This window comes from Nesterenkonia sp. HG001, assembly GCF_034438835.1.
Lineage (GTDB): Bacteria > Actinomycetota > Actinomycetes > Actinomycetales > Micrococcaceae > Nesterenkonia > Nesterenkonia xinjiangensis.
In genome coordinates this window covers 153,967-170,370 of record NZ_JAOSZD010000005.1, presented here as the reverse complement: position 1 = coordinate 170,370, position 16,404 = coordinate 153,967, and the positions used below count along the sequence as shown (strand labels likewise).

General features: G+C 70.1%; 15 protein-coding genes. 13 read left to right on the top strand and 2 right to left on the bottom strand.

The window, feature by feature from the left end; genetic code table 11:
• The first annotated feature begins 60 nt into the window (after positions 1-60).
• From ODE13_RS10370 to hemW, 7 genes are all read left to right on the top strand, one after another.
• A complete protein-coding gene (locus tag ODE13_RS10370) occupies positions 61-1,371 on the top strand; it encodes an acetyl-CoA C-acetyltransferase (RefSeq protein WP_322479204.1) in 1,311 nt (436 codons plus the stop codon).
• A gap of 8 nt (positions 1,372-1,379) precedes the next feature.
• Positions 1,380-2,738: a 3-oxoacyl-ACP reductase gene (locus ODE13_RS10365; RefSeq protein WP_322479335.1), complete on the top strand. Its 1,359-nt coding sequence runs from the start codon at positions 1,380-1,382 to the stop codon at positions 2,736-2,738.
• Positions 2,739-2,831: 93 nt separating this feature from the next.
• Complete coding sequence (locus ODE13_RS10360; protein ID WP_322479203.1) at positions 2,832-3,788, top strand: MaoC family dehydratase; 957 nt, start codon at positions 2,832-2,834, stop codon at positions 3,786-3,788.
• A 51-nt stretch (positions 3,789-3,839) separates the two neighbouring features.
• Positions 3,840-4,865 carry a DNA polymerase III subunit delta gene (holA, locus tag ODE13_RS10355; RefSeq protein WP_322479202.1) on the top strand — a complete coding sequence of 342 codons (1,026 nt, stop codon included), beginning with the start codon at positions 3,840-3,842 and terminating at the stop codon, positions 4,863-4,865.
• Positions 4,866-5,154: 289 nt separating this feature from the next.
• A complete protein-coding gene (gene rpsT / locus ODE13_RS10350) occupies positions 5,155-5,415 on the top strand; it encodes a 30S ribosomal protein S20 (RefSeq protein WP_179542650.1) in 261 nt (86 codons plus the stop codon).
• 208 nt (positions 5,416-5,623) lie between these two features.
• On the top strand, positions 5,624-7,480 hold the full coding sequence (gene lepA, locus ODE13_RS10345; protein ID WP_322479201.1) for a translation elongation factor 4: 1,857 nt from the start codon (positions 5,624-5,626) through the stop codon (positions 7,478-7,480).
• A gap of 3 nt (positions 7,481-7,483) precedes the next feature.
• The gene (gene hemW, locus ODE13_RS10340) at positions 7,484-8,755 is read left to right on the top strand and encodes a radical SAM family heme chaperone HemW (protein ID WP_322479200.1); all 1,272 of its coding nucleotides are present in this window, start codon (positions 7,484-7,486) and stop codon (positions 8,753-8,755) included.
• Here hemW and ODE13_RS10335 read toward each other — a convergent pair.
• Both ODE13_RS10335 and ODE13_RS10330 read right to left on the bottom strand, forming a co-directional pair.
• A complete protein-coding gene (locus tag ODE13_RS10335) occupies positions 8,745-9,221 on the bottom strand; it encodes a DUF4870 domain-containing protein (RefSeq protein WP_322479199.1) in 477 nt (158 codons plus the stop codon). The two genes, hemW and ODE13_RS10335, sit on opposite strands and share 11 nt — an antisense overlap.
• 110 nt (positions 9,222-9,331) lie before the next feature.
• Positions 9,332-10,156: a DUF3097 family protein gene (locus ODE13_RS10330; protein ID WP_322479334.1), complete on the bottom strand. Its 825-nt coding sequence runs from the start codon at positions 10,154-10,156 to the stop codon at positions 9,332-9,334.
• Between the two features lie 166 nt (positions 10,157-10,322).
• On the opposite strand from ODE13_RS10330, the gene hrcA reads away from it, so the two are divergent.
• From hrcA to ODE13_RS10300, 6 genes are read left to right on the top strand one after another with little or no spacing between them, the layout of a single operon-like run.
• The gene (hrcA, locus tag ODE13_RS10325; RefSeq protein ID WP_322479198.1) at positions 10,323-11,348 is read left to right on the top strand and encodes a heat-inducible transcriptional repressor HrcA; all 1,026 of its coding nucleotides are present in this window, start codon (positions 10,323-10,325) and stop codon (positions 11,346-11,348) included.
• 3 nt (positions 11,349-11,351) lie between these two features.
• Positions 11,352-12,476 carry a molecular chaperone DnaJ gene (gene dnaJ, locus ODE13_RS10320; protein WP_179542655.1) on the top strand — a complete coding sequence of 375 codons (1,125 nt, stop codon included), beginning with the start codon at positions 11,352-11,354 and terminating at the stop codon, positions 12,474-12,476.
• Positions 12,473-13,285, top strand: coding sequence for a 16S rRNA (uracil(1498)-N(3))-methyltransferase (locus tag ODE13_RS10315; RefSeq protein ID WP_322479197.1), 813 nt, complete (start codon positions 12,473-12,475; stop codon positions 13,283-13,285). Before dnaJ ends, ODE13_RS10315 begins: the two co-directional genes overlap by 4 nt.
• An 11-nt stretch (positions 13,286-13,296) precedes the next feature.
• Positions 13,297-14,409, top strand: a complete 1,113-nt coding sequence (locus ODE13_RS10310) for a PhoH family protein (RefSeq protein ID WP_179542657.1) — start codon at positions 13,297-13,299, stop codon at positions 14,407-14,409.
• The gene (gene ybeY, locus ODE13_RS10305) at positions 14,406-14,939 is read left to right on the top strand and encodes an rRNA maturation RNase YbeY (protein WP_322479196.1); all 534 of its coding nucleotides are present in this window, start codon (positions 14,406-14,408) and stop codon (positions 14,937-14,939) included. The genes ODE13_RS10310 and ybeY overlap by 4 nt, the downstream gene beginning before the upstream one ends.
• Positions 14,936-16,354 carry a hemolysin family protein gene (locus ODE13_RS10300; protein ID WP_322479195.1) on the top strand — a complete coding sequence of 473 codons (1,419 nt, stop codon included), beginning with the start codon at positions 14,936-14,938 and terminating at the stop codon, positions 16,352-16,354. Before ybeY ends, ODE13_RS10300 begins: the two co-directional genes overlap by 4 nt.
• Positions 16,355-16,404: the final 50 nt, after the last annotated feature.

The following is a 16,404-nucleotide window of genomic DNA, read 5'->3' as shown; positions in this document are numbered from 1 at the left end:
CTAAGATACTGATCAGTAATAACGCCAAGTCCTGGTGCCCCGACTGGAGGAGAACACCTCGTGACCACCCCTGACCCGACTCGCCCTGACCGGACGCGTGAGGCCGTCATCATCGGCGGCAACCGCATCCCCTTCGCCCGCGCCCACGGCGCCTACGCTTCTGCCTCGAACCAGGACATGCTCACCTCGGCGCTCAACGGCCTGGTGGCACGGTTCGGGCTGCAGGGCCAGCGTCTGGGCTCGGTCGCCGGGGGAGCGGTGATGAAGCACTCGAAGAACTTCAACCTGGTGCGTGAGTCCCTGCTCGGCACCCCGCTGGATCCTGCGACCCCCGCCACCGACGTGCAGATGGCCTGCGCCACCGGCATGGAGGCCATCGGCTCGCTGTCGGACAAGATCCGGCTGGGCCGCATCGAATCCGCCGTCGGTGCCGGTGTCGATTCCATCTCGGATGCGCCGATCGTGGTCACCGACGAGCTGCGCGGCATCCTCATGGAGGTCAACCGGGCCAAGACGCCCGGTCAGCGTCTCAAGGCGCTGACGAAGATCCGGCCGGGCCACCTCGCACCGCAGGCCCCCGGCGTCAACGAGCCGCGCACCGGAATGTCCATGGGCGAACACATGGCCGTCACCGCCCATGCCTGGGGGATCGGCCGTCAGGAGCAGGACGAGCTCGCCCTGGCCAGCCACCAGAACCTCGCCGCCGCCTACGACGACGGCTTCTTCGACGACCTGGTGACCCCGTTCCAGGGCGTGCAGCGCGACACCAATCTGCGGCCCGACTCCAGCCTGGAGAAGCTCGGGCGGCTGGCTCCCGCGTTCGGCCGGGACCTGGGGGAGGAGGCCACCATGACGGCCGCCAACTCCACCGCGCTGACCGACGGCGCCTCCGCGGTGCTGCTGGGCTCCGAGGAGTACGCCGACGCCCACGACCTGCCCAAGCTCGCCACGTTCGTGGACTACGAGCAGGCGGCGGTGGACTTCGTCGACGGCGCCGAAGGGCTGCTCATGGCGCCGGCCTACGCGGCCGCGAGGATGCTCACCCGCAACGGTCTCACCTTGGAGGACTTCGAGTACTTCGAGATCCACGAGGCCTTCGCCTCCACCGTGCTGGCGCAGATCGCCGCGTGGGAGGATGAGGACTTCTGCCGGGAGAAGCTCGGCCTGGACGCTCCTCTGGGCCGTGTCGACCGCAGCCGGCTGAACCTCCACGGCTCCTCCCTGGCGGCCGGGCACCCCTTCGCCGCGACCGGCGGGCGGATCGTGGCCACGCTGGCGAAGATGCTCCACGGCAAGCCCGGCAAGCTGGGATTCATCTCGGTCTGCGCGGCCGGCGGCCAGGGCGTCACCGCGATCCTGGAAGGGCGGTGAGCATCCCGATGTCCCGTGACACCTACACCGAATTCGTCAACACCTCGGTCGGCAAGCGCCTGACCAAGGCTCTCGGCCTGCCTCAGCCGGCGCGTCTGCGCCGTCATCGGCCCGGCGAGGCCGTAGTCCGGGGCCCGGTCGTGGTGGTCGGCACCAGCTCGGCCTCGGACGAGATCGCCGCGCTGCTGCTCGGCTGGGACCTCGACGTCCGTCGCCACGTGGAGCCCCGGGAGCGCGTCTCGGCGGTCATCGCCTGCTTCGACGCCGTCACCACTCCGGCCGACCTCAGCGAGACCGTGCTGGGCCTGGGTCGGGTGCTGAAGCAGGTCGGCCCCTCCGGCCGCGTCATCACCCTGTACCGCCGGCCCGAGACGGCGGTGGACCCCGCGGTGCGGGCCGCCCGCAAGGGCGTGGAGGGGCTGACCCGCTCCGTGGCCCACGAGATGCGCGCCGGCGCCACGGCCAACGGCCTGATCCTGGCCGAGGACCTGGACGTGGCCGCCCCCTCCGTGGCCGGGGGACTGCGCTTCCTGCTCTCCGGTCGCTCGGCCTTCGTCTCGGGGCAGCTGCTCACCGTGGACTCCGTCAACGGGACGCTTCCCCAGGACTGGGACCGTCCCCTGCAGGGACAGGTCGCCGTGGTCACCGGCGCTGCGCGCGGGATCGGTGCCTCCATCGCGGAGGTCCTGCACCGCGACGGCGCCCGAATCATCGCGGTGGACGTGCCCGCCGCCGGAGAGCAGCTGGCGGCCACCGCGAACCGGGTGGCCGGCACGGCGCTGCAGCTGGACATCACCGCCGAGGATGCCGGAGAACGGATCCTCAGCCACGCCCGCCAGCACCACGGACGCCTCGACATCGTCGTCCACAACGCCGGCATCACCCGGGACAAGCTGCTGGGCAATATGGACGCCGGGCGCTGGGACTCGGTGATCGCAGTGAACATCGAGGCTCAGCTGCGGATGAACCGCGCACTGCTGGCCGATGAGCTGTTCAACCGTCCCGAGAGCTCCAGCGGGCCGCGCATCGTCTCGCTGGCCTCGACCTCCGGGATCGCCGGAAACCGCGGGCAGACCAACTATGCGGCATCCAAGGCTGGCGTCATCGGGATGGTCGCCGCGACGTCAGCGCAGCTCGAGGCCCGCCACGGGACGATCAACGCCGTCGCCCCCGGCTTCATCGAGACGGAGATGACCGCCCGCATGCCCTTCGCCACCCGCGAGGTGGCCCGCAGGCTGAACTCACTGAACCAGGGCGGCCGGCCGGTGGACGTCGCGGAGGCGGTGGCCTACCTGGCCTCTCCGGCGGCGGGCGGCACCAGCGGGCTGACCCTGCGCGTCTGCGGACAGAATCTGATCGGTGCGTGAGCGGATGAGGACGTGCCGGACACCGGAGCTGCGCACCGCGTCGGAGTCGCGCAGGAGCCCGGAGAGTGACCGGCGCGCAGGGAGGAGCAGCACATGAGCCCCGAGGAGATCCGAAGGATCGAGCTGCAGGCGCTGCCGCAGGTGTACCTGCGCGCCGGCTGGGAGGCCGCACGTTCCGCAGTGGGCGGTCGGTCCGGCGCAGGCGAGCAGAGCCTGCTGCCCGCGGACGCCGTCGTCGCGCGGCACCCCGGAACGACGTCCGCCCAGGTGGAGGACTACCGGCGACTCGTCGGCGGTGAGGTCTTCGACGGTCGCCACCGCAGCGGGCTGCCCTCGGTCCTCGTCCACATCATGGGCTTCCCCGTCCAGATGGGCCTGCTCGGCAGGGAGGACTTTCCGCTGCCGCTGATGGGCATGGTGCATCTGAGCAACGTGGTGGAGCATCGTCGTCCCGTGACGGCGGAGACCCCTGTGCAGATCCGGGCCTGGGCCGAGGGGCTGCGGCCTCACCGCCGCGGCACGGTGTTCGACGCCGTGGTCGAGGTGCTGTCCGAGGATGCCGAGGTGGAGGAGCCGACCGAGTCGGACGTGCTCTGGCGCGGCACCTCGACTTACCTGAGCCGCGGGGTGCATCTCGCAGGGCGGCCGGACGCGTCCCAGACGGAGAGCCGTTCAGGTCGGGAGGAGTTCACACCTCCGTTGAAGACCGCACAGTGGCGCCTGGGCGCCGACGCCGGCCGACGCTACGCCGCGGTCTCGGGAGACTGGAACCCCATCCACGTGAGCGGGATCAGCGCGCGGGCACTGGGCATGCCGAGGGCCATCGTCCATGGCATGTACGCCGCCGGGAGGATGCTGGAGGGTCGTGAGCCCGAACAGGCGGGGCATCGTTGGCGCATCAGCTTCGAGGCGCCCATGCGGCTGCCCGGCACCGTGGCCTTCCACGCGGGGCGCGACGAGGCCGCCGAAGGAGCGGTCTGGAGCTTCACCGGCTGGGACGCCCGCAAGGGCAGGCGGCACTTCCACGGCGAGCTGGTCCTGCCCGCCTGAGGACGGCCCGGCGTGGTGCACGTGTCATCGCCACCCTCTAGGATTGTCTCCATGGCAGCGGCACAACGTGGTTCAGGGCAGCGCGGGCGCAGAGGCGCGGCCCCGAGCGCCGGGGAGGACTTCCGGACCGTGGAGCCGGCGGCGCTGATGCTGCTGCGAGGCCCCGAGGACTACCTGGCCTCCCGCGCCCTGGATCGCATCAAGTCTCAGCTGCGCGCTCAGCACCCGGATCTGGAGTACACCCGATTCGACGTCAGCGTGGCCGCCTCCGGGGAGCTCGCGACCCTGGCCTCGCCGTCGCTCTTCGGGGAGGCCCGGATGATCCTCGCCGAAGACCTCGCCCAGATGAACGACACCTTCCTGGCCGACGCGCTGGCCTATCTGGACGAGGTCGCCGAGGACGTCACGCTGGTGATGCGGCACTCCGGGGGGAACCGCGGCAAGAAGCTGATCGATGCGCTTGCCGGCCGTGCCGTCGTCGTCGACTGTGCTGCGGCGAAGTCCGACGCCGACAAGATGGACTTCCTACGCCGGGAGTTCCGTGCCGCGGGCCGGGAGATCCAGTCCGACGCCGCCCGCGCGCTGGTCGCGGCCGCCGGCTCGTCGTTGTCCGACCTGGGAGGCGCCTGTCAGCAGCTGATCCGTGACGTCGCCGGTCAGATCACCGAGGACGATGTCGATCGCTACCACGGGGGGAGGGTGGAGGCCACGGCCTTCAAGGTGGCCGACGCCGCATTCGAGGGACGCCGTGACGCCGCCACCCGGCTGTACCGACACGCGGTCTCCACCGGTGTCTCGCCGATCGCAGTGACCGCCGCGCTGGCCCGCAAGGGGCGGCAGATCGCAGCGCTGGTGGACCACCGGGGCAGCACCGACCGGCTGGCATCCAGCCTGGGGGTGCCGCCGTGGCAGCTGCGGCAGGCGGCCGAGACGGCCCGCCGCTGGCAGTCGCACCGCGCGGCCGCGGCGGTGGAGGCGGTGGCTCGGGCAGATGCCGAGGCGAAGGGCGCCTCACGGACCCCTGAGTACGCCGTGGAGCGGGCGATCGGCATCATCGCAGGCTCGGTGGGCCGCTGACAGGCCCCTGACCAGCAGCGTCCTGGAGTGCTGCCACGGTGGCGGCCCACCGGCGCGCCGCGTCCCGACGGGACCGCGGCCCAGTTCTCTGCTACCATCTATAGGCAGTGTCCACGGCCCTCGTGGCCGGCACTCCCTGCGGCAGAGAGCTCTCCGCGCGGCGTCAGGTCCCTCTGCCTGATGACGTCACGCGATCGCCATGGCACCCCACGCCCCTCAGTCTGTCTTCTGCCGCCCAAGCAGGGATGCAGCCCTCACCACACAGTGAACCCAGACAGAAAGACAACACGTGGCAAACATCAAGTCTCAGAAGAAGCGCATCCTCACCAACGAGAAGGCTCGCCTGCGCAATCAGGCCGTGAAGTCCGAGCTGAAGACCGCGGTGAAGAAGGTCCGCAAGGCGGTCCAGGCCGGTGACAAGGACGCCGCAGTGGCGGCGAACCGCGAGGCCGGTCGGAAGCTGGACAAGGCCGCCACCAAGGGAGTCATCCACAAGAACCAGGCGGCCAACCGCAAGTCGGGGCTGGCAGCCAAGGTCAACGCCCTCTGATCCTCGTAGGCTCCGCATACGTGGAGCCCTCGACCGCGGGCCCCGTCGCACTTGCTGCGACGGGGCCCGCGTCGTGTCGGCGTGGAACTCTCCCGCCGGAGGGGACGACCCGTGTCCGGAGGATCCCGGGCGCGTCCCCCGCGGAGTTTCATGGAAGAATGGAGCGTCAGCCGCACATCGCGTCTCCGAGGGAAGGACCATCCGCACCGTGTCTCCGAAGGCCCGCACTCCTCAGGTGCCCGCCGCGACCGATCCTGGCGTGATCCGCAACTTCTGCATCATCGCGCACATCGACCACGGCAAGTCCACGTTGGCGGACCGCATGCTGCAGCTGACCGGAGCCGTCCAGGCCCGGGAGATGAAGGCGCAGTACCTGGACCGGATGGACATCGAGCGTGAGCGTGGCATCACGATCAAGTCCCAAGCGGTGCGCATGCCCTGGGAGCACGAGGGCAGCACCTACGCCTTCCACATGATCGACACTCCGGGGCACGTGGACTTCTCCTACGAGGTCTCCCGCTCGCTGGCCGCCTGTGAGGGTGCGCTGCTGCTGGTCGACGCCGCTCAGGGCATCGAGGCCCAGACGCTGGCCAACCTGTACCTGGCCATGGAGCACGAGCTGACGATCATCCCCGTGCTCAACAAGATCGATCTGCCGGCGGCGATGCCGGACAAGTACGCCGAGGAGCTCGCCCATCTCATCGGTGGGGATCCCGAGGACGTCCTGCGCGTCTCCGGCAAGACCGGCGAAGGCGTGGAGGAGCTGCTGGACCGCATCGTGGAGGAGATCCCGGCGCCCGAGGGCGACCCGGATGCTCCCGCCCGGGCGATGATCTTCGACTCGGTCTACGACACCTACCGCGGGGTGGTGACCTTCGTCCGCGTGGTCGACGGCAGCCTGGGACACCGGGAGCGCATCAAGATGATGTCCACCGGTGCCACTCACGAGCTCCTCGAGATCGGCGTGTCCTCTCCGGAGCCGGAGCCCACCAAGGGCCTCGGCGTCGGCGAGGTCGGATATCTCATCACCGGGGTGAAAGACGTCCGCCAGTCGAAGGTCGGCGACACCGTCACCTCGCAGCGGAAGCCCGCCGAGGAGATCATCGGCGGTTATGACGAGCCTCGGCCGATGGTCTTCTCGGGGCTGTTCCCGATCGACGGCTCAGACTTCCCGGTGCTGCGCGAGGCGCTGGAGAAGCTCCAGCTCAACGACGCCGCCCTCAGCTTCGAGCCGGAGACCTCGGCGGCGCTGGGCTTCGGGTTCCGGGTGGGCTTCCTGGGCCTGCTGCATCTGGAGATCACCCGCCAGCGTCTCGAGAGCGAGTACAACCTCGATCTGATCTCCACCGCGCCCAACGTCATCTATCATGTCACCGCTGAGGACGGCTCGACCCATGTGGTCACCAACCCCAGTGAGTTCCCGGACGGCAAGACGGCCGAGATCCGAGAGCCGGTGGTCGACGCCACGGTCATCGTGCCCAGCGAGTTCATCGGAGCGGTCATGGAGCTGTGCCAGGCGCGTCGCGGCTCCATGGAGGGCATGGACTACCTGTCCGAGGACCGGGTCGAGCTGCGCTACCGGCTGCCGCTGGCGGAGATCGTCTTCGACTTCTTCGACCAGCTGAAGTCCCGCACTCGAGGCTATGCGTCGTTGAACTGGCAGAGCGAAGGCGATCAGGCCTCCGATCTCGTCAAGGTCGAGATCCTGCTGCAGGGAGACAAGGTCGACGCGTTCTCCGCGATCACCCACCGCGATCACGCCTATGCCTACGGGGTCAAGATGGCCTCGCGGCTGAAGGATCTGATCCCGCGGCAGCAGTTCGAGGTGCCCATCCAGGCGGCGATCGGTTCGCGCATCATCGCCCGCGAGAACATCCGCGCCATCCGCAAGGACGTGCTCTCCAAGTGCTACGGCGGCGACATCAGCCGCAAGCGCAAGCTGCTCGAGAAGCAGAAGGAGGGCAAGAAGCGCATGAAGATGGTCGGCACCGTGGAGGTGCCTCAGGAGGCCTTCATCTCCGCCCTGTCCTCCGACGAGGACTCGGGCGAGAAGGGCAAGAAGTAGCCCGTGCCCGCCACGCTGCCGCTGGGAGAACCCGTCCCGGTCGACGGCGCGCTGCCCGAGCAGGTGCTCGCCGCGCTGCCGGGCCGGGCCTCCAGACCTCTGGGGCTCTACGTCCACATCCCGTTCTGCTCCGTGCGCTGCGGGTACTGCGACTTCAACACCTACACCGCTGAGGACCTCGGCCCCGGGGCGTCCCGCGAGTCCTACCCGGACACGCTGATCCGCGAGCTGGAGCTGGCCGCGGACGTGCTCGAGCGTTCCGGGGCGCCGGCGCGCCCGCTGACCACCGTCTTCTTCGGTGGCGGCACTCCGACGCTGCTCCCGGCCACGGAGCTCTCGCGCATTCTGAGGCGTGCCCGCGAGCTCTTCGGCCTGGCCCCCGACGCCGAGGTCACGACCGAGGCCAACCCGGACACCCTCGATCCGGCTGCGGCGGAGGTGCTGGCGGATGGCGGATTCACCCGAGTGAGTCTGGGCATGCAGTCCGCCGTCCCGACGGTGCTGCGCACGCTGGACCGCACTCATGACCCGGCCAACGTGTCACGGGCCGTCGACGCCGCCCGGCAGGTGGGGCTGCAGGTCAGTCTGGACCTGATCTACGGCACGCCGGGGGAGAGCCTGGCCGAGTGGCGCACCAGTCTCGAGACGGCCGTGGCGCTCGAACCGGAGCACATCTCCGCCTATTCCCTGATCGTCGAGGAGGGCACCGCGATGGCGGCGAAGGTGCGCCGCGGCGAGCTGCCCGACATCGACCCCGATGACCATGCCGACAAGTACCTGCTCACCGATGAGCTGCTCGGCGCCGCCGGCCTCCGCTGGTACGAGGTCTCCAACTTCTCCCGGGACGAGGCCAGCCGTTCCCAGCACAACCTGAATTACTGGCTGGACTCCGACTGGTGGGGGGCGGGCCCCGGCGCGCACTCCCATGTGGCGGGGCTGCGCTGGTGGAACGTGAAGCACCCGGCCGCATACGCCCAGCGACTGGCCCAAGGGATCGCGCCCGGCCACGGGCGGGAGGTGCTCGACGACGACGCACGGGCCCTGGAACATCTGATGCTGCGCCTGCGGATCGCCGAGGGTCTGGACGTAGCGGCCCACGAGGCGCTGCCCGGGGCCGTGCCGCTGGAGGACGCGGTGCTGCGCGGCCTGGTGACCGACGGGCTCGCCGCGGATTCTCCGCTGCGGCCGAGCCCGGCGAACCCGCGAGGCCGTGTGGTGCTGACGCTCAAGGGCCGCCTGCTGGCTGACGCGGTGACCCGCCGCCTCAGTGGATGAGGCGCAGGTTCATCCGGTACCGGTAGGGACGTCCCTTGTTGCACTCGATCCCGGCGACCAGCCCGGAGATCGTCATGAGCATCCAGAGGAAGACGGCGACCAGGCCGAAGATCCATCCCACGGCGGGGATCAGCGCGAGGACATAGCAGACCAGCAGCACCGCGGTCACCGGGAGGGTGAAGTTCAGCGCCTCCTTGGACTCCTGGGCGGTAAACGGGCCGCGGTCTCGGAAGACCAGGTAGATGATCAGCGACGGGACACAGCCCATGAGTCCGCCGAAGTGGGACAGCGTCGCCCAGCGGCGGTCCTCGGACGGGGTCAGCGGCAGCGCCGCGTCAGAGGACCCCTCGACGCGGTCGGAGTGGCTGGAGTCCCGGGGATCTGAGGCCGCGGGGCGTCGGTGCCCGGACCGGTGGGGACCATCCGAATGTGGCTGCCGCGAGTGTGGAGGCTCGGACTGTGGCACGGTGCCCCTCTCTGATGCTCGTGGGATGAAGGACCCGCGGCGCGGTGGGCGCCGGAGTGGTCGACATTCTACCGTCCGCGCCTGGACGCTGACCGGGGGCGACACCCCGTTCAGACGGTGACGAAGTCGATGAGCTCCTCCACCCGTCCGAGCAGAGCCGGCTCCAGGTCCGCGTAGCTGCTGACCGTGCCGAGGATCCGCTTCCACCCTGTGGCGATGTCTCGGCGGTCCCGGTGCGGCCAGCCCAGCGCCTGGAGGGTGCCGACCTTGATGTCGATGTGCCGGGGGATGTCCGGCCAGCGCTCCAGTCCGAGCAGCTGGGGCTTCACCGCCTGCCACACATCCACATAGGGGTGGCCCAGGACCATGACGTTGCCGGCGGCCCCCCGCATGGCCATGGCCTCTGCCGCGATGCGGCTCTCCTTGGATCCGGGCACGAGGTGGTCCAGAAGCACGCCGACCCGCCGCTCCGGGGCGGGGCCGAACCCCTGGAGAGCGCCGACGAGATCGTCGGCACCGTGCAAGGGCTCCACGACGATCCCCTCGAGGCGGAGGTCCTCACCCCAGACCTTCTCGACGAGCTCGGCGTCGTGGGTGCCCTCCACCCAGATGCGCGAGGCGCGAGCCACCCGGGCGCGGGCGCCGTCCACCGCGAGCGACCCCGAGGCGGTGCGGCGGGGAGCCTGCACGGCTGTCGGTCGCGGCGCCGGGGCGATGAGCTCCACGGGGGCGCCTTCGTGGAGGAACCCGTGGCCCAGCGGGAAGGCGCGGCTGCGTCCATGGCGATCCTCGAGTCGGACCAGGTGGATGCCCCCGGAGGCCTCCACCCCCACGACGGCCCCCACCCAGCCGGACTCGGTCTCCTCGAGCACCGTGCCGGGGTCAGCAGGCACCTGCGGGACCCTGCGATGCTGCGCGCGACGGCGGGAGGCCATGTCAGTGGGGCCCCAGGAGGACCAGTCGGTGGAGAAGTGAGGAGAGGTCACAGGGCGGGAGCCTAGCAGCGGCGTCGCAGGCTTCGTCGGATCTGACCGACACGCGCTAGAATTGGCACTTGCTGCAGGAGAGTGCCAGCCGTTGTCGGGAGAGGAGAGTCGCACGATGTCGGACACCCGTCGTCTGCAGGTGCTGCGTGCGATCGTCGAGGACTACGTGCAGACCCAGGAGCCGGTGGGCTCGCGGGCGCTGGTGGAGCGCCACAACCTGGAGGTCTCTCCGGCGACCATCCGCAATGACATGGCCTTCCTCGAGGCCGAAGGTCTGATCGCTGCGCCGCACACCTCGGCCGGCCGCATCCCGACCGATCAGGGCTATCGCATCTTCGTGGACCGGATCTCCGAGGTGAGGCCGCTCTCCCGCGCGGAACGCCGTGCCATGGGCACGCTGCTCGAGGCTGCGGACGACCATGACGAGATGCTCGAGCAGACCGTCCGGCTGCTCGCCATGCTGACCAACCAGGTCGCCGTGCTGCAGCACCCCCAGCAGTCCACCGCCAGGATCCGGCACATCGAGGTGCTCTCCATGGGCACGCACAAGGTGCTGGTGGTGGTGATCCTCTCCTCCGGCCGGGTGGAGCAGCGCATGGCCACCATGGCCGCTCCGCTGGACGACGACTCCCTGCAGCGCATCGGCCAGCGGCTGGTCGAGGAGCTCCACAACCGCTCGGTCTCGGCCCTCCCGCTGCCCATGGACCAGCTCGTCGGCACCGTCGAACCGTCGCTGCAGCCCGCCATGGCGATCGTCGCCCACACGGTGGAGACGGTGCTGGAGGCCGGGCGCGTGGATCGCATCATCATGGCCGGCACTGCTAACCTCGCCAGGTCCGATCGCGATCTGGGTCCCTCCATAGGCCCCATCCTCGAGGCTCTCGAGGAGCAGGTGGTGCTGCTGCGCCTGCTCACCGAGATGGAGCAGGACCGCCGCGGACTTTCGGTGCGCATCGGTCACGAGACCAGCCACGATTCGCTCGCCGAGACCTCCGTGGTGGCGGCGGAGTACGCGATCGGCGACGGCGGCGCCGCCGCCAAACTCGGGGTCGTGGGCCCCACACGCATGGACTACGGCTCCACCATGTCAGCGGTGCGAGCCATGGCACGGTACCTGTCCCGGATCCTCTCTGAAGGGTGAGAAGTGACTGACTACTACGAGGCGCTCGGCGTGAGCCGTGGAGCGTCCACCGACGACATCAAGAAGGCGTACCGGAAGAAGGCGCGCAGGCTGCACCCGGACGTCAACCCGTCGGAGGATGCGGCTGAGCAGTTCAAGCTCATCGGGCGTGCCTATGAGGTGCTCTCCGACGCCGACAAGCGCCGCAACTATGACGCCACCGGCGATGAGAACGGCCGCTCGCCCTTCGGCGGCGGCGGTTTCGGCGGTGGTCAGGGCTTCGGCGGCTTCGGCGACATCTTCGAGACCTTCTTCGGTTCGGGCGCCTCCGGGCCGGCCTCGCGCACCCGCCGTGGCCAGGACTCGCTGATCAGGATCCGCCTGGACCTCAAGGACGCCGTCTTCGGCACGACCAAGGAGGTCGAGATCGAGACGGCGGTGACCTGCTCGGTCTGTCAGGGCTCCTGCACCCGGGAGGGCACCAGCCCCACGACCTGCCCGGACTGCCAAGGGCACGGTCAGGTCCAGCGCCCCATGCGGTCCATCCTCGGCACCGTCCTGCAGACCGAGACCTGCGCCCGCTGCGCCGGGTTCGGCAGCATCATCGAGGACCCCTGCCAGGAGTGTGACGGCCAGGGCCGTGTCCGGGAGCGTCGCACCCTGAAGGTCAAGATTCCCGCTGGGGTGGACAAGGGGAACCGCATCCACCTGGCCGGCGAGGGGGAGGCCGGTCTGGCCGGCGGGCCGCAGGGCGACCTGTTCATCGAGGTCGATGTGCGTCCTCACGAGGTCTTCACCCGCCGCGGAAACGATCTGCACGCCACGGTCTCGATCCCGATGACGGCGGCCGCACTGGGCACCACCGTCAGCCTCGACACCTTCGACGGCGTCGAGGAGATCGAGGTGAAGCCGGGCACCCAGTCCGGTGAGGTCCTCACCGTCCGCGACCGAGGGGTGGCCCACCTGCGCGGCGGGGGACGCGGTGCGCTCAAGATCCATCTCAAGGTCGAGACTCCGGCGAAGCTCAGCGACCGGCAGCGCGAGCTGCTGCGTGAGCTCGCCGTCGAGCGTGGCGAGGAGCTGGGCGAGTCCACCACCGAGCACCGCGGCGTGTTCGCCAAGCTCCGTGAGGCCTGGGACAGTCTGTGACGGCTCCGCTGTTCCATCTCGAGCCGGGGCAGCTCGACGGCGTCGAGGTCGGCGGCCAGGTCGTGCTCGACGGCGCCGAGGGGCACCATGCCGCCACGGTGATGCGGCTGAGCCCCGGGGCGGAGATCCAGCTCTCCGACACCCGGCGGCTGCGCGTGACCGGCGAAGTGGTCGAGGCCGCGCGGGGTGAGCTGACCGTGGCGGTCTCTGAGGTCCGCCGAGAGCCGCTCGAGCGGCCCCGTCTGGTGCTGGTCCAGGCGCTGGCCAAGGACCGTCGTGACCTGCAGGCGGTCGAATCGGCCACCGAGCTCGGGATCGAGGCCGTCGTGCCCTGGGAGGCCGAGCGGTCCGTGGCCCGCTGGAAGGCCGGCCGGGAGGCGAAGAAGCACGCCGAATGGGTGTCCATCGTGCGTACCGCGGCCAAGCAGACTCGCCGGACCGCCGTGCCGGAGGTCGAGCAGCTGCACACGACCGCTCAGTACTGCCGACGGATCGTCGAGCAGAAGGGCGTCGCCGTCGTCGTGCTCCATGAGACCGAGGAGCGCTCCCTGGACGGCGCACTCCGAGAGCTGGACGCCGTCGATGCCGAGGAACTCCATCTGGTGGTGGGGCCGGAGGGCGGAATCACGCCCGGTGAGATCGAGCGGCTGGTCAGCGCCGGGGCCCGCGTGGCTCGGCTCGGTCGCACCGTGCTGCGCTCCTCCACCGCAGGACCGGCGGCACTGGCCGGTGTGCAGGTCCTGCTGGGGCGATGGAGCGGACCGGGGAGCCCGGAGGCGGGTGCCTCGGGTCCTGCGCGACGGCAGTAGACTGAGCACCGATGACTGATACTCCTTTCACCTCGGCCGACTCCACCTCCGGCGTGGCGGCCGGTGCCGCCGCCTCCCCGGTGGGAAGCATCGAGCGCACCGTCCACTTCGCGGACCCGGACAGCATGTTCCGCACCCTCGGGCCACAGGACCTTGCCGTCCGCATCCTGCAGGGGATCAGCCCGGCAGCCTCGATCGGACTGCGCGACCAGCTGATCACCGTGGCGGGCCCCGAGCAGGACGTGCTGCAGATCGTGGAGATCCTCTCGCAGCTGAAGAGCCTGGCGGCCTCCGGCACCACAGTGGGTGAGGAGCTGATCGAGCAGGTGGCCACGATGGTGCGGGCGAATCGTGCCGGCGCCTCCGCGAAGATGGTCACCACCAACATCCTCTCCCATCGGGGCAGGACCATCCGGCCCAAGACAGCCAACCAGCAGACCTATGTGGACCAGATCGACGAGTCGACCGTGGTCTTCGGCATCGGACCCGCCGGCACCGGAAAGACCTATCTCGCCATGGCCAAGGCGGTCCAGGCGCTGCAGGCCAAAGAGGTCAACCGCATCATCCTCACCCGTCCGGCGGTGGAGGCCGGGGAACGGCTGGGGTTCCTGCCCGGGAGCCTCAACGAGAAGATCGACCCCTATCTGCGGCCGCTCTACGACGCGCTGCACGACATGATCGACGCCGAGTCGATCCCGCGGCTGATGGAGTCGGGGATCATCGAGGTCGCTCCGTTGGCCTACATGCGGGGCCGCACGCTCAACGACTCCTTCATCATCCTCGACGAGGCGCAGAACACCACCGCCGAGCAGATGAAGATGTTCCTCACCCGGCTGGGCTTCAACTCCAAGATCGTGGTCACCGGGGACATCACCCAGGTCGATCTGCCTCGCGGCACCGACTCGGGCCTGCGCACGGTCCTGGAGATCCTCGAGGGCGTGCAGGACATCATGATCTCCAGGCTGGGTTCCGAGGATGTCGTCCGCCACCAGCTGGTGGGTCGCATCGTCGACGCCTACGAGTCCTTCCAGCAGCATCAGGAGGGACGGCGGCCGCAGGGCCGGCGCCGCCCCCAGGGCGGGCCGGGGCGTGCCGCCGACCATCGCCAGGAGCCTCGCGGATGACCAGCGAGGACATCGCGCCGGCGGGCTTCACCCAGCCTGTCGGCGTCGTCGTCGACGACGACTCAGGATTCTCGTCGGTGCCCGCGGACATCGGGGAGACCCTGGGACGGCTGACCGGGTTCCTCTACGCCCGGATGCATCTGGATTCCGCGGTGGAGCTCACCGTGACCCTCGTCGACGAGGCCCGGATGGAGCAGCTCCACCTCGAGTGGATGGACCTGCCGGGCCCCACAGACGTGCTGAGTCTCCCGATGGACGAGCTGCGCCCGGGGACCGCCTCGGCGGCGGTGACCGAGGGGATCCTCGGGGACGTCGTCATCTCGCCCGAGGTCGCCCGCCGCCAGGCCGCGGCCGCCGGGCATGACGTCAGCGACGAGCTCGCGCTGCTGACCGTCCATGGAGTGCTCCACCTGCTGGGCCACGACCACGTCGAGGCCGAGGAGCGTCGTACGATGTTCGAGCTGCAGGCCAGCCTGCTCGAGGGCTTCCTGGGCCGCGCGGCCCCGACCCCCACCGTCGACGACTCATGATCACCGGGCTGCTGATCGTCGCGGCGCTGCTCTGCGCCGCCGTGGCCGCTGTGCTCTCCACCGCCGAGGCCGGGCTGATACGGCTCTCCCGCCGGGAGGCAGAGGACATCGCCGAGCGGCAGGGCTCCGGTGCCGTGCGGATGCTTCTGCAGGAGCCGGTGCCCCACACGGTGGCCCTGCAGCTGTGGCGGTGGCTCTTCGCCACGGCCGCAGTCGTGCAGATCACCGTCGGGGTGCAGCTGGCCGTGGACGATGTCGCACTGGCCGCCTTGACCGCCGGCGCGGTGCTGGTGGTGGGCGGGGTCGGGCTGGCCACGGTGTCGCCGCGGCGGCTCGGCCGTGCCCACCACCTGGTGGTCTCCGCGGCCACGGCCCGCCTGGTGCGCGGCCTGCGGCTGGTGCTGGGGCCGGTCCCGGTCATGCTGGCCGGCATCGGCGCCCGCATCGCCCCGGGCCCCGGCGAGGCCTATCAGGGCTTCTTCGACGACGAGGAGTTCCGCGAGTTCGTGGCCCGAGCGTCGGAGACCGACATCCTGGAGGACGCCGAGGCCGAGCTGATCCAGTCGGTCTTCGACCTCTCCGCCACGCGCGTGCGGTCGGTCATGGTCCCACGCACCGACATGGTCACCGTGGACACCGGGGCGAGCCTGCCGGAGGTCATGACGCTGTTCCTGCGCTCCGGCTACTCCCGCGTGCCGGTGGTGCGTGGTTCGGCCGACGACATCACCGGGATGGTGTACCTCAAGGACGTGGCCTATCTCGAGCATCAGCTGCGCACCGGTGAGGCCGCTGCGGAGTATCGCGGGCGGGCCGCCGAGGCGATCACCGTCGACGAGGTCCAGCGGGACGTCCGCTATGTCCCCGAGTCCAAGTCGGTCTCGGAGTTCCTCTCCGAGCTGCAGCGGGAGTCCACCCACGTCGCCGTCGTCGTCGACGAGTACGGGGGCACCGCCGGCCTGGTCACCCTCGAGGACCTCATCGAGGAGATCGTCGGTGAGATCGTCGACGAGTACGACGTCGAGGCGGTGGAGGTGGAGGACCTCCCGGACGGACGCCGACGGCTCTCGGCACGGATGGCGGTGGACGACTTCGCCGATCTCTACGACCTCGACCTCGATGACGAGGAGGAGGTCGACACCTTGGGCGGCCTACTGGCCAAGACCCTGGGTCGAGTACCGATCGCCGGCTCCGAGGTGGAGATCGAGGGGGTCGTGCTGCGGGCCGACCGGCTCGAGGGCCGCAGGAACCGCGTCAGCCATGTGCTGGCCTGGGAGGTGGAGGGCCGACGCGGCGCCCGGGCGGGCCTCGGCACGGACGACGCCCCGGAGGCTCTCGCCGAGCAGACCGGGGACGGCGGGGAGGCCGAGGGCCTCGAGACCATCGCGGAGGGCGCCGACGCACGGCAGGGACACTAGAGGGAGCGGGAGCTCCCGCCACGACGGCGGCGCGCGACGCACCAGGACCA